The organism is Microcoleus pseudofavosus SVA1_A4 (genome assembly GCF_036700565.1).
Lineage (GTDB): Bacteria > Cyanobacteriota > Cyanobacteriia > Cyanobacteriales > Microcoleaceae > Microcoleus.
In genome coordinates, this window is the sequence record NZ_JAUBPE010000047.1 from 36,118 (window position 1) to 58,027 (window position 21,910).

Genomic DNA, 21,910 nt, shown 5'->3' on the forward strand with positions numbered 1-21,910 from the left:
CGAGTCTGTTGACTTGACCTGATGAATCAATTATAAAGCACCCTGGTTGTTCCTGAGCATTCGCTAGAGTCTGAAAAAGAGGTAGACTAATTATTGATTGTTTTTCGCAAGCTAAAAGATATGTCTATTGAAGAGCGCCGAGGTATTGAAACAATTGACAGAAACCAAAATCTACTTCTCGTTCGCGCTCCTATTGAATCAGTAGCCCAAAAGCTTAGTAGGGCGAGACGTGCGGATGTTTGGGAACGGGATATATACGATCGCGAAATCGAAATTACCACCGAAAGCTATATTGTATTTCAGTTCCGAGGACACCCTTGGACGATCGTTGAGCAACTAAATCATCAGCCCGGTGGCCTTGTATTTGGAGAAGGAGATGCTATCACCCTTTCCTGGTTCCTATCCACTCGCGCCATCTACTACAAGTGTAGCGACACTTGCGGTTATATTGGTTATAACTGCTATGACAGAGGTGCATTTGCAGAGATGCTGTACTTTGAAGCAGAAATGGATCTCCTATTCCTCTCTGATTTTCGTGATGTTAAAGCTGAGGACATTGACAGTGCTTTTAGCTTTACTTTCGCTTTTATGCAGGAGCAAGACATCTATATTCCCTACGTATATTACGAAAATGTGAAGGCTGGCGATCGCGTTAATTTACGCCCCAAAGGCCCGACGTTAGATGATTTAGTACGCAGCGACTTCGAGCGAGTAGATTATGTAGGTATTCGCTAAAATATTCTCAACTAGAAAATTTCGCCACACTACTCACCCCGCTATTCGATCGCCCTTTCCCCACAACTTCCCCATCCGCTGCTGCAACTTCACCCAAAGCTCGATCGCCCGCCGCCCCTGACAGCAAGTGAATTTGAAGTTGATCCAACCGCGGCCCGGACACAGAAACAACCGTAAGCTCCACATTTTCGCCGCGCCAAACTTCCCCAACAGCAGGCATTCTTTGCAACTGATAGCTCAGAAAACCTCCGATTGTCTGATATTCGTCAGTTACTGGCAAATCCAAATTCAATATTTGATTCACATCATCTAAATTTAACTGCGCTTGCACTAAAAAAGTGCGATCGTCCAATACTTGCAAAGCAATTTCTTTGCTGTCGGGCGACTCGTAGCTGCGGCCGATAATTTCCGCAATCAAATCCCTCAGCGTCACTAACCCGGAAATGCCGCCAAATTCATCAACTACGATCGCAATTTCTTCCGACGAACTCTGCATCAAAGGCAGCAGTTCCCCCAGCAGCATCATCTCCGGCACAAACCTCACCGAACCCATCCAAGTTACAATTGGCGTGTCGGGAGAGAGCAAACCTTCAGCTAGGGGTTTTGCAAGTTGTTTGAAGCCAATAATGCCGATAATGTCGTCTAAAGAATCTCCCGTCACCGGATAGCGGGAATGGTTAGAAATCGCCATTTCTTCGAGCAAAGTTTGAAAGGTAGCCGTCTTCGGAAGTGCGACAATGCTCGGCCTGGGCACCATAACTTCTTCTACCCAAACTTCGCCAAATTCAAACACGTTGTTAAGCAGTTCTCGCTCTTCTGCTTCCAAGCCGCTTGATTCGCTGGAAGTAGCTATAATTAATTGCAGTTCTTCGGGAGTAACCGGTCGGTGCCTTAGGTCGTATTCGATGCCCGCAAACCGCAAGAGCGATCGAGTAGATTGATTGAGAAACGACACAAAGGGATTGAACAAACGGGCAATCAATAAACTCGGAGGCCCTAAAGTTCTCGCTAGCTGTTCGGAATACAGTAACGCTACAGATTTGGGAAAGAGTTCGCCGAGTACGATTTGCAGATAAGCTAACAGGAAAAAAGTTACTATTGATATGCCCAAAGAATGGGCGATCGCAGACTTGATGTAAATTGGCAGCGGCAAACAGCCGATCGCAGCTTGGACTAGCACGGCGATCGTATCTTCCCCAATCCAGCCGAGAGCTAAACTAGAAAGAGTGATTCCCAACTGCATTGTCGAGAGCAATCGCTCAATACTGTGCTGTAAAGATTGAACAGTTAAAGCTGCAACGTCGCCAGCATCTACTAACTGATTGATGCGCGATCGGCGTACCGTCACCATCGAAAACTCAGCCGCCACAAAAAAAGCATTGATCGCAATCAGCAACAGCACTGACAGCAACCGCGACAGCACCTCTGTCCAAGTCATCGCGGGTAAATCAGATATCTCCTGCACTCTCGCCCCTAAAAGTGACACAATGCTCCCTAAAAAAACTTTCTCGATCAAAAAACGTGAGAATCCCTTTGGAGGTTTTGCTCCTTTTGTTTTACTTCGCCACTGGAATGCCAGATATTTGCAACTGAAGTTTTTGACCTGGATAATCTGTCAGCGTCAGCGAAACTTCCTTAGCATTTTCCAGCAAAGCTGTGGGAATAGTCACCGTACCGTAATACACCTGCCCGTTGGGGGGCAGTTCCGCCGGCAAATCCTCGGCAGTCGCGCTCAGGGCCCGGCCGCGATCGTCAGTCACGTTCAAGAAACTGTAGAGAAACCTCACAGCTTGGGAGCCTTCGTTTTTCATACTCACGTCTAGCAGCATGGAATTGCTGCGCTGACTGGCCGCGCTCACTTCCAGGGTTATTCCCCCGTCGCGACTGTTGAGGGGAAACTTGGCGCTGGCATTTTGTGCAGTTGGTTTTTTTGCCGTGGCTGGTTTAGAGCTTGCCTTGTCTGTTTTAGTATTTGCCCCGGCCGTTGTTTTGTCTGGATCGCGACCTTCTACCCGCGCTTTGACGGTTTTGAGAATGTCTTTTTCTTTCAAAATGCTCACTTGGTCTTTGCTAGCCGGATTTCCCTGCTTGCCGCTGCCGGCATTGTTGCTGGGGCGAATATCGGGTTGAGTCGTTCCTTTCAAGGCTTCGCGACCTATAGTAAATCCCCAAACAGAACTCGTCACACCTGCTCCAAACATCAGAGCGAGCAGAATTAGAGTCAGCACTACTGTCGAATTCACTGCCATTGCCTATAAGTTTATGCCGAGTCGTAGAAACTGCTTTGTCGGGTCGATCGGCTTGAGCACAGCGGCTAACAGGCGATCGGGACTCAGCAGATCTAAAGATTTTGATTTTTGTTCTCTAGTTCTAGCACGGACTGGGAAATTATGTTATAATTCATTTTGAGTTAGGTCGAACAAATCGACTTAACGGCAGTTGGCCGAGCGGTTTAGGCAGCGAACTCATAATTCGCCCCAGGCAGGTTCAACTCCTGCACTGCCGATTTCAAATAAATCAGGAAGCTCCGCGCTCTGGCTAAAAACCAGGTTTATTCCCAGATACCTGTCCTGGGCGCATAGGGGGCTAGAAACCAGGTTTCTGAGGTCGCAAGTGCGATCGCGAACTAGACACTTGGTCGATCGACTCGCTCCTGAGATCGCACTGCACTCGAAAATTCTGATTCCGATCGTTGGTCAACGATATCATATCAAATCCGTTAGCCTCGGAATAGTAAATTCGAGTTCACTGTTGACTGTTGACTGTTCACTGTCAACAGTCAACAGTCAACCGTCAACATCATTCCGGTGTAACCGGAAATGATATCAACCCTTAATTAACTCCACTCCGTCGCGCCCGTCGAGCTCTTGAACGTAAACCTTAACTTGTTCTTCCTTTGCAGTCGGCAACTTTTTACCTGTAAAATCCGGCTGAATCGGTACTTCTCGGTGGCCGCGATCGACTAATACCGCCAACCAAATTTTCTCCGGTCGCCCGTAATCGTTTACCGCATTCAAAGCAGCTCGAATCGTTCTGCCTTTATAGATAACATCATCTACCAACACCACAGTTTTGCCCGTCAAATCGAAAGGAATTTCTGTTTTAGCCGGTGTCCGCATCGCAACTCGATCCAAGTCATCTCGGTAAAAGGTAATATCCAAAGCGCCCACGCATACTTTGACTTGTTCGAGGACTTCAATTTGATCTGCCAAAATTTGAGCTAAAGGCACTCCTCTACTATGAATCCCCAACAGCACTAACTCCGAGGGGTTCCCTGATTTTTCGACAATCTGGGAAGCGACGCGGGTGAGAGTGCGCCTCACTTCATCTGGCGATAAAATTTGGATAATTTTAGTCATTGCTTGCTGCGAGCTAATTGTTGGCTGTTGACGGATCGAACAATTTTAGATTTTAGATTTTAGATTTTAGATTGACTTTACAGATGAATTTGGGGGTTTGAACTAAGGTCAAAACTTTTTTTGCTCCTGTCGGTGGCTTATATCTGTCTTCTGCTGGGCTTACCCAGAACGAATGAAAAGCAGATGCTGCGATTGCAATGCTTGGAGCGCGAACAATGACAGAAATACGTTATTTATGCTTTTTGGACTGTTTGGGTGAGGTCATCAGTTAGCGGCTCAAACATAATAAGGTATAAAAAAGCAATGATAGTCCCAACCAAATCAGAAAGCAATACCGAGTTAATTGCAATGCTTGGCAAATTAGCTGCGCTGCGATCGGGTGAACCGGCTCGCCTAACAGCGGTTTGTGTTTGAGAACTCCACGATAGGAATTTGTACCTCCTAGTTGCACTCCCAAGATGGCGGCGTAGGCGCACTCGCTCCAACCGGAATTGGGACTGGCATCTTTAACAGCATCTCTCTGACAAATCTGCCAAATGTAAATCGGTTTGCCAGATATAACGGCTAAAGTAATCACTGTTAGCCGGCAAGGAATCCACGTCAGCACGTCTTCTAGTTTGGCACTAAACCATCCTAAATCAGTGTACGGCGCTTCTTTGTAGCCGACGGTAGAATCTAATGTGCTGGCTGCTTTGTAAGCCATTGCCAAGGGGACTATAGCATTCACCCACATCGAGTTAGGATCGATCGGGCGATCGGTAACACTTAATAATAGATGCGGCACAGCGAACCCAACTAGGGCATAAAATAGCGGTGCTGTGACGCCATCGACTGCATTCTCTGTTACAGTTTCTAACAATGCTCGCAGAATTTCTGGCTCCGATAAGTTTTCGGTATCCCGGCCGACGTAAAGGCTCAACAGTTCTCGCGCCTTGACTAAATCTCCAACATTTAAAGGCGTTAGCACGTCTACCGCAGCCGCCCTCAAACTGCGGCCTGCAAAACAGCTTGCCAGCAAAATGGTCTGCAGGGCAATGCCTAAAAGAGGATGCACCCAACTAGCAGCAAGGACGATCGACCAACTGACAGTATAACTGCCTAGAATCAGCCCGATCCCTAGCATTGTCCCAGCACATCGTAGCAGCAGTTTGTGCCGGACGAGAGCGGGACGATCGCCAGCTTCAGGCATTTGGGCTGCGGGATTATTCCATATATTAAAGACAAGTCGAGTATAGCGGTCGATCGCCCAACCCATCGCCTGCACGGGATGAGGCCAACCCCAAGGATCGCCGATCGAATAATCCAATACCGCAGCTAAAATCAAAACAGCAAATTGATCCGGCATCATTATATATTGTGTCAAACTTGATAGTCCGTCCGAGCTCTCCTCGATCGCCGGATAGCGCAGGTTTTAACTGCTGCTACCCTTGCGGACGCAAGATTTTTGAGCTGCAATTTTAACTGCTGAGATTACTTTCGTCGCCCAGCAAGTGTACGTTCTGCTCCCAATTAACACCGTCAAAGGGTAGGATCTGAAAGTGTTTGATGGCATCTGAGTCAAGACAGCGGACGTTGACATCGAATTGATCGGGATGCGATCGGGGGCGATAGAACGAGTGAATACCGCAAATCCGACAGAAAGTATGTTTAGCAGTGCCTGTATTAAACGTATAGGTTGTCAAAACATCTTCGCCGCACAGCAAGGTAAAACGTTCCGGCGGCACAATCAGGTGCAAAAATCCCTTCTTTTTACAGATAGAGCAGTTGCAATCAGATGCTTCGTGTTTGTCAACGGTGACAAGGAAGCGGACAGCACCGCAGTGACAGCCGCCGGAGTAGGTAACAAGTGTTTCGTCCATGTTTGCTCGCGATCGAATAAATGAACTTACCAGTTAAATGATAAAGCTAGTTTCTTCCCCAAGAGCCGCTTGCCAACTGCGGACATCATAGTATAAGTCTTCGAGGGAAATGCTGTACAGCGCTTCGGCGAGTTTTTTGTGCAATCGGTTCCACAAACTGAATGTTACCCAGTCCTCTGGTTGGGAAGCGTCGGGAGAATGTCGAGGTAAAGGTTCAATAGTTTCGCCTACAGCCTCTAAGATTTGTCCTAAAGAGATTTGAGCGGGCTCCCGGGCCAATTGATATCCTCCTTGGGAGCCCCGAACTGATTGGACTAAACCGGCTCGTCGCATTTCAATCAGCAATTTTTCTAGATACGGAGCCGGTAACTCCTGTCGGTTCGCTATCGATTTCACCGATGTCGGGCCGAACCGAGGTTGCAAACTTAGATCCAGTAGTGCTTTGACACTGTAGTGTCCGCGTGTGGTTAACTTCATGGGATTTTAAGATCGGGGCAAATATTCAGCTAGCTGATAGCTGATAGCTTATGCTACCGAGTCTAGAGATTGCTCGCACAAACCCAGCAGCTACTCCTCAAGAAAGACTGCACGCTGTTAAAAATATTTAGATAATAGTGGTTAACAATTGAGCCGATCGGTGTAATATGGTTTTACGACCAGCTATAAAGCTAAAGTTTCTTGGTCAAACCAAAAACCAACCGAGAAAAAATCCGTACACCAGTTGAATATTTCAGGACTCAGTAGATGGCTAAAAAGAAAAATGTCGAACCCCTTGAAGGCGAAGGTCTCATCAAAAAGGTCAAAGACCTAGAGAACCTTACCAAGGAAGAAAAAGCTAGAGCCTGCGGCTACTACACCGTTACCAAAAACGGCGTAGAACGGGTCAACATGATGAAATTCCTGAATGCGCTGATTGATGCAGAAGGCATTCAGCTAGACGGGAAGCAAAACGGCAACGGACGCGGCGGACGTTCGGCCAGCTATCGGATTAGCGTTCAATCTAACGGCAACTTACTGATTGGAGCCGCCTACACCAAACAGATGGAACTCCAGCCGGGAGATGAATTTGAAATCTCTCTGGGACGCAAGCACATTCACCTGCGCCAAATCGATCGCGAAGAAGTATCCTAGGCCTTTACGACGTGCTTTGACTTCTTGCTTGAACTAATTGGTTTGATTTCAAGCATTGACTGCAAGCAGAGAGTTGGCTCTGAAATTTTTCAGTGCGCCTAAAACAGTATGGCTTCTATAGATGGCAATGGCTCGACAAAAGCCAATGCCACCACTTCATATTTTCCGAGAATACCTATTCTCGCCCCTCGCTACATCCGTTTGGACAAGCGGGGGATTTTCCGCGTAGCAGTTGAAGAGAAGTTCGGCAGCGGATTGTGTACGGGATTTAACGGATGTAACTCACGCCCAGAGTACAATTCTCGCTTAACAGGCCCGAAAGGCCTGTTCCACAAAGAATGAATTTCTTGTGGGGTGGGCTCTTCTAGCCCGCCCATAAAAGCCTTATTGAGAATGGTGCAACATCTCAGATGTAACGGAGGTGGGGAAGAGGTTTGAGGGAAGAAGTAGGTTTGGTTGAGGTAGGAAACCCAACAAAGCAAGAAAATGGCGGAGGTATTCTAAGCTAACAGTGCGTAATACTACCAGTTGAAAAAAAGAATGCAAATGTAGCCACACTCCAAACCACGGTAGTCATCAGTCATTCCCAATTATTGAATTCTTTAATCTTTAATCTAAAATCTAAAATAGTATAAGTCCCGCGATCGCTCCTGATGCTTGTTTCTGTGGGAGGTGTTTTGACGGCAAGCAAACAGCGCCGATCGCCCCTTACTGAAATTACCGGTCGGAACAGTTAAAGTGTTAGGGAGCCATGAGTCACCTGCCTGTGCCGTTGCCCCGATTCGCGAGCAAAACTTTCCAACAGCAAACAAAAATACCCCTGCCCTGCGTTCTAGTAGCCTCTGCTGCGGTGCAAATCGTCGCAGCCTCGAAGTCTACCAACTCTCATAACATTTACTACGCTACAGACAAAAGAGGCACTCGCACGGCCAAATTAAACGCAGAAGCGGGAACCTACGGTGTCCGCCTGCGCCCCTGGTACAAAGAAGCTGTCGCACCTAACAAACCGATTTGGACGAGCATTTATCCGGGTTTTACTCCCGGGACTGTTTTTATTGCTGCGAGCCAACCGATTCTCGGTCGAAATGGTAAATTGCTGGGAGTTAGTGCGGTAGACTTTTCGCTCTCGGAGATTCAGCAATATCTCGATCGCATCAAGCTTAGCAAAACGGGACAAATTTTCGCGATCGAACGATCGGGCTTGCTGGTTGCCAGTTCGAGTCAAGAATCACCCTTTAGAAAGATGTCTCGAAAGCAGCAACCGGAGCCGCTGAATGTTTTAGACAGCCAATTGTGTTGGACAAGTTGGGGAGTTGAAAGTTTTGACAACTAAGCCTTTGTTGATTAAATTAACGGGATACGAAACCAGGCAAATGTGCCGTACCCACAAGTTTGGCTTTCCATCTCGGTACGTTCCGAGGTTTAAGTTGGTCAAAGGCTTTCAAACGGGTGACATTAATAAAGCAGTAGTCACCGCTGGCAAGAAAGTAGGTGAATACGTTGGTCGTGTTGCAGTCAGGTCAACTAATTCATTTAATATTTCAGCATCAGAATTGGTGCAACGAATCAGTTACAAATACTGTCAAATTGTCCGTCGTCGAGATGGTTACGGTTACGCATTTTAAAGATTCACGGCGGTTAAAACCGCCCGTGCGATGCCTGCTCGCGTAGCCGCAGGGTCGTTTCTCTCTCAGGTCTAAAGACTCGCTCGTTTCCCACTTACCGAGTTGTTTATATGAAAAAATTGCCGGAAAATAGCAGGAAATCAAAGATTTATCGCTACTTGTGGTTGCTTTTTTTGTGTCTGAGCTTTCTGTTAGTTCCGGTTATCAAAAAAATAGCTGCCGATACCTCATTTCCCCCGCCCGCTCCTATTGCAAATAATGCTAGTTTTGGAGCAAGAATTCAAAGGACGATGGGGTTACTTGCGGCAAGCACTCCAACAGAACGTCGAAAAGTGCGTATCCTATTTTACGGTCAATCCATCACTCAGCAAGATTGGTGGCAAGATGTAGTAAAGGATTTGAAACAGCGATTTCCCAATGCAGATTTGATTGTTGAAAATCGGGCAATCGGAGGATTTGCAGCCCAGATTTTAATCCGTCCCAGCGAACACGATTTGTATCCTTTTTATCCAGACTTGCTAATTTTCCACGTCTACGGAGGCGATGAAGATTACGAAGCTATAATTGCTAATGTCCGCCGCCGCACTGCTAGCGAAATACTCTTGCATTCAGACCATATCGACTGGATGCCGACAGGCCGCAGCGACGATCCACATGCAATCGACCGATACGAATGGCACAACACTCATTCTACTAAATGGCTGCCGGAGTTGGCCGATAAATACGGCTGCGAAATCGCGGAAATTCGCGAACCTTGGCGCAGGTATTTGAAAGACAATCGCTTGCAGCCAAAACAGCTATTGAGCGACGGGATTCACCTCAACGCTTGGGGAAATTTTCTCCTAGCTGCTCTCATAAAACCGCACCTGCGATACAACCCAAATTCTCCTCAAGCGCTGCCGCAGGATTTAGTGAAAACCTATACAGTTGGCAGCGATGTTAAGTGGCAAGATGGCAAGTTGGTTTTAGAATTTGAAGGAAATAGAATAGATGCGATCGCCGATAAAACCTTCAACGGCGAGGCAATTTCTGCTAGAATTGCGATCGACGGCAAAAAACCCTCCGAATTTCCTGAACTTTACAGCATCACCAGACCTAGCCTTAGTCTTGGCGTCGCTTGGCCGGCTGTTCTCCAAGTATCCAGCCAAAAACCGCTAATCGTCGAAGATTGGAAAGCCGTAATTACTGAGATTAACAGCGACGCCAGCAAGTTTAAATTTGACGTTGTAGGTTCTAAAACAGGTTACGACGGCAGCGGTACAAACGACAAAATGTTTGTCTCAAACTCTGGCCGCGTCGTAATTGAACCGAGAAACTGGTGGCTGCAAAATGCCTATGAATACTCGAAAAAGCCGACGCCAAAAGGCTTTGAAATTGCGTGGCAGGTGCGACCGATGTTTGTTGATTCATACGTTCCGCCAAAGATTGCAGATTCAAGCCGCGAATACCCTACAACATTAGCTCAGAATTTGAGCAACTCTAAACACATCCTCGAAATCGTCCCCGAAACTGATGGGAAAGTGCCAATTAAAGCAATTCGAGTGTATCGCCCTCCTTTCTCCAATCTACCATCTAAAGTTGAGAGTTTTAAACCGCAGATATCAGCGGATGAACGCAAATAAACGCCGATCAAATTGCATCAGCGTTTATTTGCGTTCATCTGCGGTTTAAAAAATCTTCATGTTATTTTATAGCAATCCTGGTGGCAATCGGGTTGATGATTGTTCAAACCCTTAATATTTAAGCATCTTGACTCCTGACTCCTGCTATAATCGCCAAGATTATCAACTTCTCGTAATCCCCAACTCGTGAAACATCAACAGCGATAAAAAGAAATCCGCGACAAAAATAAACACCCAAGAAGTCACCACCGCCGCCGTTGCAGCTTGACCTACTCCTTTCCCTCCGCCCACCGTCGTCAAGCCCCAACCGCAACCGACAAGGGAAATTATCAACCCAAAAATAAAACTCTTAATCGCCACAGTTACTAAATCCCAAGGCCCCAAAAAAGTCCGCACCGATTCCAAAAATACCGACGGTTCCAAATCATAAAAATAAGCCGCCACAAACAGCCCGCCCAAAATCCCCACTGATACCGCAAAAATTGTTAAAATCGGCAGCATGATGCAACAAGCTATCACCCTCGGCACTACTAAATAATCAACCGGATTTGTTCTCAACATATACAGGGCATCTATTTGTTCCGTCACCTGCATTTCTCCTATCTCCGCCGCAAAGGCCGAACCTACTTGTCCCGCCACCACGCCCGCCGTTAACACTGGTGCTAATTCGCGGCAAAATGCCACAGCAAAAGCACCTCCCACTGCCCCAACCGCCCCAAACCGAATCAATTCTCTGGCCGATTGAACGGTAAAAATCATGCCGGCAAAAAAGGCTATTAGCAGCACGGATCGGAAAGAATCCAGCCCTACTGTTACTAAATGTTCCATGATTTTGCGGCGGTCGATTTTGCCTTGGAGTATACGCAGCAGCACTTGACCGCCCAGGAACAGGGTCACTAAAAACCGCTGAAACCACCTGTTCTTGAAGGTTTCGTCTAAATGTCGATCGCGCTTTTCTTGGTATTTTTTAACCAATTACTGACGGCTCGCGATTAATTGCAAACAGGGCGAAGCATTGCTAAATAGAGATTTAGTTTATTGTACAGCAGTTATTGCACGATTTGTCAACATATATTTTCTGTCTGCCAGCCCTGCGATTGGTTAGGCGCGGTTTAAGATTTATTTATTGGTGACTTAACTTAATCGCCGCGCCCAACCCACCCTACAATATGACTGACTACTGGGCAAGCAACAAGTCGATAAACTTATCCAACTCTTCATTGTACTTTTCGGCTTGCTCCTTGCCAATTCTCACCAGTTCCGATATCTTCTCTTCCGAGGCATCATCAATCGGCAGCGGTTGTTCGTGGCTCAAATCTGGATTAATTCTCAAATATTGATTTGGTCTTTCAATCGCATCAAAAATTTGGAGGATTTGATAATTTACAGTTTCAGCAACTCCCGTCATCATGATATTAATCAAAGGCTCAACCCACTCAACTTGACCCCAATTTTTCACTTCTTCGTAGGGGAATTTTTTCTGAGCTTCTCCCGTCCCCAAGGATAAAATTACCATATCTTTTGCTGTCGGACCTTTGTCGGGGCGCTCGTCGGGAATTCTGAATTTATTTCTAACTTCTGCATAGGCACAAAGTGCGGGATTGTTTGCGAATACTCCTCCGTCAATTAAAGCATAGGATTCGTTGGTCAAAGAGCGGATTTTGGGAACTTCAAAGTAAGAGGGAGCGGCAGATGTGGCTCTGGCGATATCTCGAATAAAATACTCTTCTGCTGGAGCTTTTTTAGCATCTATTTGATTGAAAAAGTGAGCTTTTCTCCTTTCGACATCGTAACTGGAAATTAAACAAGGTTTCAGCAGTTCGCTGAGTTTGCAATCTCTAAAGTTTTCCAAAAAGAATTTTTCTAAGCTATCGCTCGGATATTTCTCATCTACCAAACCGTCTAGAGATTTGAGTTTTTGCCAAAATGAGCTCTTAAAAACATCGCGGCCGGTTTTGATCGAAAAATTAACAGCGTCTTGGGCAGACCACCGAGGTCTGCTGGGATTTTCGGCATCGGGATATAAATAGATGCAAGTTAAAATTCCTCCCGCACTCGTGCCGGCGATTAAATCAAAATAGTCAGCTATTCTTGCATCTGGGTTGCCACTTTTTTGTTGCAGCTTTGACTCAATCCTAACTCCAACTTGCGCGGGGATAATCCCTCTAATTCCGCCTCCATCTATGGATAAAACTCTGGTATATTTAGCCATAATTGTTGCCTCTTCTCGATGTTTGCTCGTTTCTTACTTTTTTGGATGCAAAAAGTGGTTTGATATCAATTGGGCTCTTCATCGGAATGATATAAACGGAGGACACGGCAGTGCCGTTTCCCTACCACGATCAATTGTAGGGACTTAGGCCAAGCCGTGTCCTCTATATCATTCCGGTGCAGCCGGAATTGATATGACTCGCGAGTGCCGTAGGGACACGGCACTGCCGTGTCCCTACCTCTGCTGCGTCCAAGACTGTCCTAATTTAACATTTCAAATCTAGATTTAATTGGCGGGCCGCGATCGTGTAGCGAAAAATGTATTCTACAATTTCTACGTAATTGTAGGCGGCCGCTGGCGAGTCTCCCCAGACTGTGATGCCGTGATCGCGAATTAACAAAGCAGGTACAGAGGGCGCACAAATGGCAAAGGATTCGCAAATTTCCTTGGCTATTTTAGGGACTTCCAAATAATTTGCAAATAGGGGTATCGCCACCTGCGGGTTTTCCTCCCACACCCCCAAACCTTTCAGCATTTCGATCGCGGGTAAAGGCACTGCATCTCCTGCTGTTAGCCGAGAAACTAAATTTGCCTCAATGGAGTGGACGTGATAGCAAGCTTTAGCGTCTGGAAAACAATTGTAAACGGCTAAATGAATGCTGGTTTCGGCCGAAGGGCGGCTGTCGGGAACAGGTTGCTCGACAATTGCGCCGTCTGAGCTCATTCTGATAAAATCTTCTTCAGTTAACTGCCCTTTCGCGCGGCCGCTAGCAGTAATCCAAAAACTGCCATCTGGTAAGCGGGCTGAAAGATTGCCAGCAGTACCAACCATCCAACCGCGATCGTAAAAATGTCTGGCTGCTGCAATTAAATCCGATCTCAAATCGCCACTCATTCTTTGCAAATCCTCAGCTTTTAATCTACTTTTTACGTTAATAGTGACATTTTGCACCATTCTCAAGAACAGGCAAGATGCCTGTGAAGCGAAGAGTAAATTTTCTTGTGCGGTGGGCATCCTGCCCGCTCGTGAAAGGCTTATTGACAATGGTGCAAGATGTGAGTTAATAGGAATTGCCCTGGCTTATCTAAACGTATGGTGGGCAGTGCGTACTTTACCAATACACACATAGCTTTTCTTGAGAAAGCCGATAGTTTCACTTCCATTTCTGGGACAAACTTTCCAAAATGTCAAAAAAATTATCCCATTTAGTATAAGGCTTTTGCTGTTCGTCTAGATACTCGGCAAGCCGATCGCGCGCAAACACCGACGAAGCCTGCAAAGCCATGTTAAAATCCGTCAGCGAATCTCCGATCGCCACCTGTTCCCGGGCCGGGTGCTGTCCCATCACCCGTACCTTAGACACCAATTCCGCATCTCCTTCAAACTCAGAATTGACTTGCAAGCGAGGGCCGCTAGCGTCCACATCCACAGCGTAAATAGCGCTCGCCCGGTGTACCAAATCCCCCATTACCGTCTCTACCATGACCCGAAGCCCGCCGGAAACGATCGCAAAATCCACTTTTCGCTCGTCCAAAAAATCCAGCAATTCCACCAATCCCGGCCGCATCAGCTTTCCCCTAGAAAATTCCACAATTTCCCCATAACGTTCCGAGGGAATAGACTCTAGTAACTGCCGCACTCCCGATCGCAAACTCAGCCTTCTAGCGTATATTTCAGGCATCAGTTGAGACGACAATTCCGGTGCGAAATGCTTGAGCATTGCCACAAAAGTTTCTTCAACGGTTATCGTGCCGTCAAAGTCGCAGAATACCACCCGTTGCTGACTGTTCGGGATTGGAGATTTTTGCTTGTCATCGGTCATTGTCAGTCGCACCTTTCGATCGCGGGAAAATTTTACACAATTCATCGTACACTGTCGAGCGACAGAGCGCGACGGCGAAAAACTAATAGTGACGCGCTGTTTGTTGGCAATTGCCCGCAGGATTTTATGCAGATTCTTCGAGAGAATCTTCGAGGGAATCGTCGAGAGAATCTTCGAGGGAATCTTCGAGGGAATCTTCGAGAGAATCTTCGAGGGAATCTTCGAGGGAATCTTCGAGGAATGCTTCTACGTCCTGTTTTTGGTTTTTTGTCTTTTGGGGGTTAGACTTAGCCGGCAAACAGATTAAATTATCATCCTCAGTATTAATCAAACCTTTCGATCGCAACTTACCCATCAGCCGCGTCACCGTCACCCGCGTCGAGCCGATCGCGCTGCCAATTTGAGCGTGAGTCAAGGTCCAAGGCAGCCGGTAGCCCCGAACCACATCCGGTTCAGCCTCACCTACGTAAGGTTCGCCGAACTCTTCGATCAACAAAGTGAGAAATCCCAGCAGTCGGTCGATCGTCCGGCGCTGTCCCAAAGTGCTCAGCCAGAGAAGTTTCCGCTGGTGCTGGTAGCGAAACGCATCCAAAATTTCCCTGCGGAAGTGAGGCCAATTATCCAAGTCGTGCCAGTACATCCACACTACGTGAGTTTGATCTGCGTGGGCGTAAGCTTGGAGAGTAAACGGAGACTGAGCAACCAGTTCAAACGGCTGACCGGCGCCGACGAAGCCCAAAAAAGCTTCTTCTGTAGTTTTGTCAGCGGATTTTGACTTCGTGGCTGCGGCGCTAACTTGAGCGCTGCCTACGAGCCGCACAGAACCTTTCTGGACTAAATACAGCAGTCCGGGTCTGGCGGGAATCCGCTCGTCTTTGCTAAAAGTCCGGTAGCGGTAGTGTTCCTGGGCCCAGTCGATAATTCGCTGCCAAGTGATAAACGGTCGATCGATAGTCTCTAGAGGTGTGGAAGTTGATTGCATAAGTGAGGCTCTGGGATATATTTAATCAGTAAGAAAAACAGCTTCTGCCAGCAGTGCGATACAAAGTGAGATAACCAACCCGCGATCGAGCTTACACTAGCTTAACTGTGCTAACTTTTCTCAGTTTTACCGAAAGATTTAATGTAGCAAAAAATACATCAAAATGGTAGAATTCAGCAAAGAATTTGTCGTAAATTATTGTATGTTGAGCCCAAAAATCGCTATAAAGCCGATGATTTCGATGTAGCCCCGCCCGGGGGAGCCGATCGACTATCTCTGACATCAGCAGTTTAACGTACAACAACAGTGCAAGCGGTAACAATCGACCGTCGCTGTTACCGCAGGATCGGCCGATATGGATACAGCAAATATGGAGCAGTGCCTGGAAGTTACAGTGAAGCGTTTCTTGCTTTCAAGGTTCCAAAGCGCGATCGCCCAGCAGGGGACACTGACTGAAATTCCGTTAAATCGGGGTAAAGATAGCGCGCGGGTGCTGTACGTGTCTGCGATCGCCCTGAAATTGGCTAAAACTTGGCAGCAGACACCGCAGGCGATCGCGGCACAGTTGGCCGAAACTCTCGAACCGCTGTGCGGCCCAGATTTCGCAGTTAAAGTCGCGCCGGCTGGAATTATCGAGCTGGAGTTGACTGATGCGGGTTTAGCCGTCTGGTTGCAGCGTTTAGCTCAAACGAACCTCCCAGTTCCAGAATCTACAATATTATCTCCTGTTGTGTGTGCCGATCGGCTGTTTCCCATTCAGTACAGCCACGCGCGCTGCTGTTCTCTGCTGCGAATGGCCCACCGCGATCGCCTAATTTCGATCGCGCAGCCCGATGTCGCTACAGCACCCGAAATTTGGTCGCTGGCAAGTCCAAATCCTATCCCTTGGATTGACGGTGGCGATCGACTGCGGTTAGTACATCCAGCAGAATGCAATTTAATATCGCAACTGTTAACAGTGCTAGACAATTTATATCCTATTTTTGAAGTAACAAAACGCGAAAAGCCTGTCAATTATTTCAAATTAGCCAATAGTTTGAGCGAAGCATTTCAGACCTTTTACAGTCAGTGCCGAATTTGGGGAGAAGTTAAAATAGAACAGCCAAAACTCGCCCAATCCAGATTGGGTTTAGTATTAGCAACACAATCTTTGCTGCGATTTATCCTAGAAAATTTGTTTAACGCTATTGCTCCTTTAGAACTTTGAGTTAGAAAGTAATAACGAGCATAAAATAAAGTATCTTACTGTATTTTGGCGCTGTTTCTGACAAGTTTAATTTTTGAAATCGCATTAATAACTGAGTTATTTTTGCCAGTTTAAACGAATTTCCAACAAATAGCGAGAAGCCGTTAGTCTTTGACAGAGAAATAGCAGCGCGATGCAGTTTAAAACAGTGTGAATTTTCCGCCAGCGGTGCGATCGAGCCTGATAAAATTCCGGCGTAATTGCCAGCGAAAAAACCATCAAAAGCGGCAGCGATGCCGTAAAAATAAGAAACCAGCCATTCATCGTCCCTGCGAAAAATCCCGTCTTGAAATCCCAAGATAGTTCCTGCATCTAGTTTAAGGCGTTGCAGGCGAGATTTGATTTTTTCCAGGTTTTGCGATCGGCAGCGTTACTGTAAATGTACTGCCGACGCCTTCTTCACTACTCAAAGTAATTTCGCCGCCGTGCAAGTCAACGCATTTTTTAACAATGCTCAGCCCCAGTCCAGTACCGGGAATGCGACCGACATTTTTAGCCCGGTAAAATGAATCAAACAGCCGTTCTTGGTCTGCGACAGGTATGCCAATTCCTGCATCCTGTACCGAAAAAATAGCCTCAGTTTCAGTAAGTTTGAATTCAAAAATTACTTCGGTATTTGGGGGAGAATACTTAATAGCATTTGACAGCAAATTGCCCAGAATGCGCCGGAGCAAGCTGACCTCCAAACACGCGATCGCCGATTGACTGTGATTCACAAAAATCAGCGTCACCGGGTCAGTTTGAGGTTTCAACTTCAGGCTGTTCTGAAATTCCCCTACCAACTCATTACAAAACTTTGCTAAGTCTAGCGGTACCAAGCAAAACCCGGCTTGTCCTGACTCAACACGCCCCAGCAGCAGAACATCATCTAATAACAAATCTATGCCTTTTGCGGCGGCTTGAGTTTTGTCTAGAAGTTCTTGTGTTTTCTCCTCTGTTAATGTCAACTTGTACTTGGTAAGAAGTTGTGTAGTGCCGATGATGAAATTTAAAGGGTTGCGAACATCATGGGCAATCATGTACAGCAAAGATGTTTTCATCTCGTTGAGTTCTTGAGCTGTTTGCAGAGTGCGATCGAGCTGGTCGTGAGACAATTTGAGAGTTAAAGACAACTGGCGCGATCGCAGCAAAATCTCCACCCTCGCTTGCAATTCTATTTTCTCGATCGGAGCGATAATCAAATCGTCAATACTTTGCCAAATAAATTGCGTTGCCATCCCTACATCCGAGCGGGATGTAATCAAAAGAAAAGGCAAGGATACCGGGTGTTCGGCCTGTTTTTGGGCTGCCACCCATTGCCAGTGGCGTTTCAGGGCAAGACCGTCAATTATCGCCAGGTCAAAAGATTGATTAAATGGTAAAAACTCCTCACTATTTTCTGTTGAGTGTGGCAGCAATACCTCATAGTAAACAGCTAGCCATTCTAATAACAGGCGGCGATTTTCTTTCTGTTCGACAAGCAATAAAATTTGACTCACGCAAGTTCTCCTAGCAAGCTGTGAACAATTCCCAGCAAATCTCTAACTATCAAAGGTTTTACCAATATATTCCGAGCACCGTGGTAGAGGCTTTCGTGCTGAATGGCAGCGCTTTGTTTGGGCGAGAGTATCATAAAAGGGATTTGGTGATTTCGCAATTTTTCGCAGCAGTCCCAAATCCGGCGGTCGAAACCAGAAATATCTACTAAAGCCATCCCGATCCTAGCAGGCTGACTGATAGCTTGTGCAACATCTTCAAAGCTATAAGCTGCGATCATCTGGTATCCTTCTTTGTTGAGAAATTGTGCTAGGAGTTCCAAGTTTCGGTGATTGCGGTCAACCGCTAAAATTATTGAGTTTTCAGTCATCTATCAGCTTCCTTTCAATACGAGTTCTACTATTTTAGATTTTAGATTAAAGAATTGAAGAATAGGGAATGACTGATTATATATGGGTTTGGATCGTGCATAAAGTTGGAGTTTTTTTTATCTGGTATTAGCTTACTTTTCGGCGAGGGATTTCATCGGTTTTCAGTTGAGTGAAATACAGTAGGGGTACAGGACACGGCCGCGTGCCCTTTGCCCCTAGTGTATTTCATAGAATTGAAAACTACACTACGATAAAAGTCGAAAAATACACAAATTTACCAATATATTTAAGTTTTCCAGGACAGAGGCTAGTGGTGAGGTGCGCGGTGCGCACCCTACTAATTTGATTCACTACTGCAAAATTAGCTGCAATTGCCCAAAAACAGCACGACAAGCCCCGATTCAATCTTCATCCGCTCCCTCCTCAATCCACACCGGCGCCGAGCTCAAAATGCCGCGCAGCCCCCCTATCGGTTTGCTGACTTTGATGCCGTAGCGAGTAATCTCGAGTTCTCGCAGAGTTCTCTCGAAATTGCTGACTCGTTTTTTAATTACTCCGATCGCCTTGCGGATTTCTGTCCTATTATGCAGTTGGCGTTCCAGATAACGTATAAACAGAAGATTATCCGCCAAATAGCTAATCCCGATCTCGGTCAGCCGAAAATCTCCGCTAAGGGCTTCTACCTCATTAATCAAGATAACGGTGACTCCCATATTCTTGAGATACTTGCACAAAGCGTGCAAATTGTTCACCAAATCTTGCCCCTGCATCGAAAGCTGATAGCCAGAAATACTGTCAATCATCACAATCCGCGTCTTTTCCTGCTCCACCTCCTGGCGTACCATACAGGCAAACTGATCCGGCGAGTACAGCAAAGGTTCCACAGGTATCACCGAAAGACTTCCTTGCCCAATCATTACCCCAACCGGGATGTTAACTGATTCGCAGCGCTGCAGCAGAGTAGAAGTTGACTCCTCAAAAATGTAAACTACCGATCGCTCCCCCCTTCCTGCCGCTTCCTTCATAAACTGAATCCCTACCGTCGTTTTACCCACGCCGCTAGGCCCGCTAATCACCGTCACTGTCCCCCGTTCCAGTCCCCCGTGCAGTAGTTCGTCGATTTCTGGAACCCCAGCAGAAATCGCTTCAGCCACAAAATCCTGTTGATAGTTGTCTGGAAGCAGTCGCGGAAATACCTCCATACCAGTCTGAGTCAGGCGCAGCGAATGGCGGCCGCTGCGGAAGTTGGAGCCTCGCAGCTTGGTGACAGACAGGGCGCGTCCTTCAGGGCGCAGTTCTAAATAAATTACTCCGTCGCTGATGAATTGCAAATCGTCGTCAGGAGCACTTGATGTGCCTTCGGAGGTGAACACCACTGTCGCCCCGCCTTCCACCAAAAACCGCAGAAAAGACAAAACTTGCTTGCGAAACTGAAACTCATCCGCTGCTAAGTAGCGAAATTGAGTTATCGCGTCCAAAAACACCCGTTGCGGCTTGACAGCTTGGACTCGCTCAATAATCTTTTGTGTAGTCGGTTCTCGCTCAACCTCGGAGGGGGAGAAAATATCATAAGTCTGAACTTCTGTAAAAAATTCGGAGGATGGGCTCAAATCGAGGAACGCCATCGCTTCAATATCAAAACCGAGAGTTTCGGCATTGGCACGCAATTGCGCTTCCGGTTCTCCTAAAGTAATAAACAGGGGCGTTTCTCCCAGAGCCACACCTGCTGCCAAAAAGTGCAATCCCAACGTTGTCTTGCCAGTACCGGGGCCGCCCCGCACCAGATAAGAGCGCTGAGGGATCAGGCCACCTCCTATCACTTCGTCCAGACCGCTAATTCCTACTGATAATCGGTTTTCCGACATTTGTTTCTTCATCTTGAGAATATCGCGCCCTTCTTAATATTTAATAGTTTTAGGCAGTTATTTGATTATTTGTTTGACCGGGCGTCTGATAACCTTAATGAAAGTTTTCTCTACCGAAGATAACGTTAGCACAGAAGAACTAGAAAGTATTGTCGGCACTGCTGGCATCTGTCCCTGGGAAGATACACAGCCATTTTGGCAAGAACGGATCGAAAAAGCAGTGGCCCCTGGCACGAAAATAGAGTGCACCGTTTACCCGAATACTCAGGCAGAACTCGCGGCTGTCATTGCTTGGGCCCGGCAAAATCGCTGTGCAGTCTTGCCTTGTGGCAGTGGCAGCAAACTTGATTGGGGCGGTTTAGTCAAGGGAGTCAAAATTGCCGCGAGCACGGGACGCCTGAACCGGCTTGTAGAACACGCTGTGGGCGATTTAACCGTGACTGCGGAAGCGGGAATGAAGTTTGCGGATTTGCAGGAAATTTTAGCGGCAGCAGGTCAATTTTTGCCGATCGATCCGGCGTATCCGCAAGAGGCAACTTTGGGCGGAATTATCGCTACTGCTGATGCGGGTTCCTTGCGGCATCGCTATCGGGGGGTGCGCGATTTGCTGTTGGGAATTACCTTTGTGCGATCGGACGGTAAAATTGCTGTAGCCGGAGGTCGAGTTGTTAAAAATGTCGCCGGTTACGACTTGATGAAACTGTTTACTGGTGCTTACGGCACATTGGGCATCATCAGTCAAGTAACTTTCCGAGTTTATCCGCTGCCTGAATCATCGGGAACTGTAGTGCTGACAGGGGAAATTAATGCTTTGTCCCAAACGGCTCAAATCTTATTATCCTCTGCTTTGACACCAAGTGCCGTTGATTTGCTGTCACCTGAATTAGTCGCAAAATTAGGCTTAGGAAAGGGTTCGGGATTAATCGTCAGATTTCAAAGTATCGGAGAAAGTGTTAAACAACAATCAGCCCGCTTGCTGGAAGTTGGCGAAAAGTTGGGTTTGCAAGGCAGTAGCTGCTGCGAGAATGATGAGCATCAGTTATGGCAAAGATTGCCAGAAACAATGTGGAATTGTAACACAAAGTCGGCAATTATTTGCAAAATAGGAATCAGACCGTCGGAAGCTGTAACGGCCATTAACGAATTGCCGGTACAGGACGCTTTGATTCATGCAGGCAGCGGTTTGGGGGTTTTGCGGTTTGAGAATGCGACGGCCCAAACGCTGTTGCAGGTACGCAGAGGGTGCGAAGCGAAAGGCGGTTTTCTGACTGTTTTAGCAGCGCCGACCGACCTCAAGCAACAGTTAGATGTTTGGGGCTATACTGGAAGTGCGATCGATTTAATGCGCCGGATTAAACAGCAGTTTGACCCGGAAAATCTTTTGAGCCCCCATCGTTTTATAAGCGGTATTTAGTTTAAAGTTTATAGTCAGGAGTTCAGTTTTTATTGGTGTCAACTTAACGTCTTATGTAGTACCGATATACTGTTTGACGATTAGGCTCTAGATCCCCCCTAGCCCCCCTTAAGAAGCAGGGTGGATTAATTGTCAACGCAATAATGTATCATAGAAGAGGCAATCAGATATTACCATCGGGTAAGACTAT

Annotated in this window: 24 protein-coding genes and 1 tRNA gene; 9 read left to right on the forward strand and 16 right to left on the reverse strand. The window is 46.8% G+C overall.

Annotated features, from left to right (window positions below):
- Window positions 1-120: 120 nt before the first annotated feature.
- Window positions 121-735 carry a hypothetical protein gene (locus QUA02_RS20035; RefSeq protein ID WP_333030125.1) on the forward strand — a complete coding sequence of 205 codons (615 nt, stop codon included), beginning with the start codon at window positions 121-123 and terminating at the stop codon, window positions 733-735.
- A 7-nt stretch (window positions 736-742) separates the two neighbouring features.
- On the opposite strand, the gene QUA02_RS20040 is transcribed toward QUA02_RS20035, so the two are convergent.
- The gene (locus QUA02_RS20040) at window positions 743-2,221 is read right to left on the reverse strand and encodes a hemolysin family protein (RefSeq protein ID WP_333030126.1); all 1,479 of its coding nucleotides are present in this window, start codon (window positions 2,219-2,221) and stop codon (window positions 743-745) included.
- 70 nt (window positions 2,222-2,291) lie between these two features.
- A complete protein-coding gene (locus QUA02_RS20045; protein ID WP_333030127.1) occupies window positions 2,292-2,984 on the reverse strand; it encodes a hypothetical protein in 693 nt (230 codons plus the stop codon).
- A 184-nt stretch (window positions 2,985-3,168) separates the two neighbouring features.
- On the opposite strand from QUA02_RS20045, the gene QUA02_RS20050 reads away from it, so the two are divergent.
- A tRNA-Ile gene (locus QUA02_RS20050) sits at window positions 3,169-3,241 on the forward strand.
- An 80-nt stretch (window positions 3,242-3,321) separates the two neighbouring features.
- On the opposite strand, the gene QUA02_RS20055 is transcribed toward QUA02_RS20050, so the two are convergent.
- The 5 genes from QUA02_RS20055 to QUA02_RS20075 all read right to left on the reverse strand — a co-directional run bounded on the left by QUA02_RS20055 (window position 3,322) and on the right by QUA02_RS20075 (window position 6,430).
- Window positions 3,322-3,444, reverse strand: a complete 123-nt coding sequence (locus tag QUA02_RS20055) for a hypothetical protein (RefSeq protein WP_333030128.1) — start codon at window positions 3,442-3,444, stop codon at window positions 3,322-3,324.
- 116 nt (window positions 3,445-3,560) lie between these two features.
- Window positions 3,561-4,094 carry a bifunctional pyr operon transcriptional regulator/uracil phosphoribosyltransferase PyrR gene (gene pyrR / locus QUA02_RS20060; RefSeq protein WP_333030129.1) on the reverse strand — a complete coding sequence of 178 codons (534 nt, stop codon included), beginning with the start codon at window positions 4,092-4,094 and terminating at the stop codon, window positions 3,561-3,563.
- A gap of 268 nt (window positions 4,095-4,362) precedes the next feature.
- Window positions 4,363-5,442, reverse strand: coding sequence for an adenosylcobinamide-phosphate synthase CbiB (cbiB, locus tag QUA02_RS20065; RefSeq protein WP_333030130.1), 1,080 nt, complete (start codon window positions 5,440-5,442; stop codon window positions 4,363-4,365).
- 109 nt (window positions 5,443-5,551) lie between these two features.
- Window positions 5,552-5,953 (reverse strand): GFA family protein, encoded by a 402-nt coding sequence (locus QUA02_RS20070; RefSeq protein ID WP_333030131.1) that lies wholly within the window; start codon window positions 5,951-5,953, stop codon window positions 5,552-5,554.
- A gap of 33 nt (window positions 5,954-5,986) precedes the next feature.
- Window positions 5,987-6,430 (reverse strand): Rrf2 family transcriptional regulator, encoded by a 444-nt coding sequence (locus tag QUA02_RS20075; protein ID WP_332983918.1) that lies wholly within the window; start codon window positions 6,428-6,430, stop codon window positions 5,987-5,989.
- A 267-nt stretch (window positions 6,431-6,697) separates the two neighbouring features.
- On the opposite strand from QUA02_RS20075, the gene QUA02_RS20080 reads away from it, so the two are divergent.
- The 5 genes from QUA02_RS20080 to QUA02_RS20100 all read left to right on the forward strand — a co-directional run bounded on the left by QUA02_RS20080 (window position 6,698) and on the right by QUA02_RS20100 (window position 10,331).
- The gene (locus QUA02_RS20080) at window positions 6,698-7,084 is read left to right on the forward strand and encodes an AbrB/MazE/SpoVT family DNA-binding domain-containing protein (RefSeq protein WP_332983916.1); all 387 of its coding nucleotides are present in this window, start codon (window positions 6,698-6,700) and stop codon (window positions 7,082-7,084) included.
- A 108-nt stretch (window positions 7,085-7,192) separates the two neighbouring features.
- Window positions 7,193-7,426, forward strand: coding sequence for a hypothetical protein (locus QUA02_RS20085; protein ID WP_333030132.1), 234 nt, complete (start codon window positions 7,193-7,195; stop codon window positions 7,424-7,426).
- Window positions 7,427-7,835: 409 nt separating this feature from the next.
- The gene (locus QUA02_RS20090) at window positions 7,836-8,417 is read left to right on the forward strand and encodes a cache domain-containing protein (protein ID WP_333030133.1); all 582 of its coding nucleotides are present in this window, start codon (window positions 7,836-7,838) and stop codon (window positions 8,415-8,417) included.
- Window positions 8,407-8,709, forward strand: coding sequence for a hypothetical protein (locus QUA02_RS20095; RefSeq protein WP_333030134.1), 303 nt, complete (start codon window positions 8,407-8,409; stop codon window positions 8,707-8,709). The genes QUA02_RS20090 and QUA02_RS20095 overlap by 11 nt, the downstream gene beginning before the upstream one ends.
- Window positions 8,710-9,041: 332 nt before the next feature.
- On the forward strand, window positions 9,042-10,331 hold the full coding sequence (locus QUA02_RS20100; protein WP_333030135.1) for an SGNH/GDSL hydrolase family protein: 1,290 nt from the start codon (window positions 9,042-9,044) through the stop codon (window positions 10,329-10,331).
- Window positions 10,332-10,493: 162 nt separating this feature from the next.
- Here QUA02_RS20100 and QUA02_RS20105 read toward each other — a convergent pair whose 3' ends face one another.
- The 5 genes from QUA02_RS20105 to QUA02_RS20125 form a co-directional block, all read right to left on the reverse strand.
- A complete protein-coding gene (locus QUA02_RS20105; protein ID WP_333030136.1) occupies window positions 10,494-11,306 on the reverse strand; it encodes an MlaE family lipid ABC transporter permease subunit in 813 nt (270 codons plus the stop codon).
- Between the two features lie 202 nt (window positions 11,307-11,508).
- A complete protein-coding gene (locus QUA02_RS20110; RefSeq protein ID WP_333030137.1) occupies window positions 11,509-12,543 on the reverse strand; it encodes a patatin-like phospholipase family protein in 1,035 nt (344 codons plus the stop codon).
- Between the two features lie 265 nt (window positions 12,544-12,808).
- Window positions 12,809-13,438 carry a methylthioribulose 1-phosphate dehydratase gene (gene mtnB, locus QUA02_RS20115; RefSeq protein ID WP_333030149.1) on the reverse strand — a complete coding sequence of 210 codons (630 nt, stop codon included), beginning with the start codon at window positions 13,436-13,438 and terminating at the stop codon, window positions 12,809-12,811.
- Between the two features lie 259 nt (window positions 13,439-13,697).
- The gene (locus QUA02_RS20120; RefSeq protein WP_333030150.1) at window positions 13,698-14,366 is read right to left on the reverse strand and encodes an HAD-IB family phosphatase; all 669 of its coding nucleotides are present in this window, start codon (window positions 14,364-14,366) and stop codon (window positions 13,698-13,700) included.
- 124 nt (window positions 14,367-14,490) lie between these two features.
- The gene (locus tag QUA02_RS20125) at window positions 14,491-15,348 is read right to left on the reverse strand and encodes a Crp/Fnr family transcriptional regulator (RefSeq protein ID WP_445305187.1); all 858 of its coding nucleotides are present in this window, start codon (window positions 15,346-15,348) and stop codon (window positions 14,491-14,493) included.
- 355 nt (window positions 15,349-15,703) lie between these two features.
- Here QUA02_RS20125 and QUA02_RS20130 point away from each other — a divergent pair, with 355 nt between their 5' ends.
- Entirely contained in the window at window positions 15,704-16,555 is an 852-nt protein-coding gene (locus QUA02_RS20130; RefSeq protein ID WP_333030139.1) for a DALR anticodon-binding domain-containing protein, read from the forward strand.
- Window positions 16,556-16,651: 96 nt separating this feature from the next.
- Here the strand turns inward: QUA02_RS20130 and QUA02_RS20135 are convergent, their stop codons facing one another.
- The 4 genes from QUA02_RS20135 to QUA02_RS20150 all read right to left on the reverse strand — a co-directional run bounded on the left by QUA02_RS20135 (window position 16,652) and on the right by QUA02_RS20150 (window position 20,306).
- Entirely contained in the window at window positions 16,652-16,906 is a 255-nt protein-coding gene (locus QUA02_RS20135) for a DUF4079 family protein (RefSeq protein ID WP_333030141.1), read from the reverse strand.
- 5 nt (window positions 16,907-16,911) lie between these two features.
- Window positions 16,912-18,072, reverse strand: a complete 1,161-nt coding sequence (locus QUA02_RS20140) for a hybrid sensor histidine kinase/response regulator (protein WP_333030142.1) — start codon at window positions 18,070-18,072, stop codon at window positions 16,912-16,914.
- On the reverse strand, window positions 18,069-18,440 hold the full coding sequence (locus QUA02_RS20145; protein ID WP_333030143.1) for a response regulator: 372 nt from the start codon (window positions 18,438-18,440) through the stop codon (window positions 18,069-18,071). Before QUA02_RS20145 ends, QUA02_RS20140 begins: the two co-directional genes overlap by 4 nt.
- 402 nt (window positions 18,441-18,842) lie before the next feature.
- Window positions 18,843-20,306: an ATPase domain-containing protein gene (locus QUA02_RS20150; RefSeq protein ID WP_333030145.1), complete on the reverse strand. Its 1,464-nt coding sequence runs from the start codon at window positions 20,304-20,306 to the stop codon at window positions 18,843-18,845.
- A 97-nt stretch (window positions 20,307-20,403) separates the two neighbouring features.
- On the opposite strand from QUA02_RS20150, the gene QUA02_RS20155 reads away from it, so the two are divergent.
- Entirely contained in the window at window positions 20,404-21,720 is a 1,317-nt protein-coding gene (locus tag QUA02_RS20155) for an FAD-binding oxidoreductase (RefSeq protein WP_333030146.1), read from the forward strand.
- Window positions 21,721-21,910 lie beyond the last annotated feature (190 nt).

Excerpts from the sequence above, each read along its gene's own strand:
- QUA02_RS20130 (WP_333030139.1), top strand. The coding sequence starts at position 15,704 with ATGGATACAGCAAATATGGAGCAGTGCCTGGAAGTTACAGTGAAGCGT.
- cbiB (WP_333030130.1), bottom strand. The coding sequence starts at position 5,442 with ATGATGCCGGATCAATTTGCTGTTTTGATTTTAGCTGCGGTATTGGAT.
- QUA02_RS20085 (WP_333030132.1), top strand. The coding sequence starts at position 7,193 with ATGGCTTCTATAGATGGCAATGGCTCGACAAAAGCCAATGCCACCACT.
- QUA02_RS20080 (WP_332983916.1), top strand. The coding sequence starts at position 6,698 with ATGGCTAAAAAGAAAAATGTCGAACCCCTTGAAGGCGAAGGTCTCATC.
- QUA02_RS20070 (WP_333030131.1), bottom strand. The coding sequence starts at position 5,953 with ATGGACGAAACACTTGTTACCTACTCCGGCGGCTGTCACTGCGGTGCT.
- QUA02_RS20075 (WP_332983918.1), bottom strand. The coding sequence starts at position 6,430 with ATGAAGTTAACCACACGCGGACACTACAGTGTCAAAGCACTACTGGAT.
- pyrR (WP_333030129.1), bottom strand. The coding sequence starts at position 4,094 with ATGACTAAAATTATCCAAATTTTATCGCCAGATGAAGTGAGGCGCACT.
- QUA02_RS20145 (WP_333030143.1), bottom strand. The coding sequence starts at position 18,440 with ATGACTGAAAACTCAATAATTTTAGCGGTTGACCGCAATCACCGAAAC.
- QUA02_RS20110 (WP_333030137.1), bottom strand. The coding sequence starts at position 12,543 with ATGGCTAAATATACCAGAGTTTTATCCATAGATGGAGGCGGAATTAGA.
- QUA02_RS20090 (WP_333030133.1), top strand. The coding sequence starts at position 7,836 with ATGAGTCACCTGCCTGTGCCGTTGCCCCGATTCGCGAGCAAAACTTTC.
- QUA02_RS20155 (WP_333030146.1), top strand. The coding sequence starts at position 20,404 with ATGAAAGTTTTCTCTACCGAAGATAACGTTAGCACAGAAGAACTAGAA.
- QUA02_RS20150 (WP_333030145.1), bottom strand. The coding sequence starts at position 20,306 with ATGTCGGAAAACCGATTATCAGTAGGAATTAGCGGTCTGGACGAAGTG.
- QUA02_RS20120 (WP_333030150.1), bottom strand. The coding sequence starts at position 14,366 with ATGACCGATGACAAGCAAAAATCTCCAATCCCGAACAGTCAGCAACGG.
- QUA02_RS20045 (WP_333030127.1), bottom strand. The coding sequence starts at position 2,984 with ATGGCAGTGAATTCGACAGTAGTGCTGACTCTAATTCTGCTCGCTCTG.
- QUA02_RS20135 (WP_333030141.1), bottom strand. The coding sequence starts at position 16,906 with ATGCAGGAACTATCTTGGGATTTCAAGACGGGATTTTTCGCAGGGACG.
- mtnB (WP_333030149.1), bottom strand. The coding sequence starts at position 13,438 with ATGAGTGGCGATTTGAGATCGGATTTAATTGCAGCAGCCAGACATTTT.
- QUA02_RS20035 (WP_333030125.1), top strand. The coding sequence starts at position 121 with ATGTCTATTGAAGAGCGCCGAGGTATTGAAACAATTGACAGAAACCAA.
- QUA02_RS20055 (WP_333030128.1), bottom strand. The coding sequence starts at position 3,444 with ATGATATCGTTGACCAACGATCGGAATCAGAATTTTCGAGTGCAGTGC.
- QUA02_RS20125 (WP_445305187.1), bottom strand. The coding sequence starts at position 15,348 with ATGCAATCAACTTCCACACCTCTAGAGACTATCGATCGACCGTTTATC.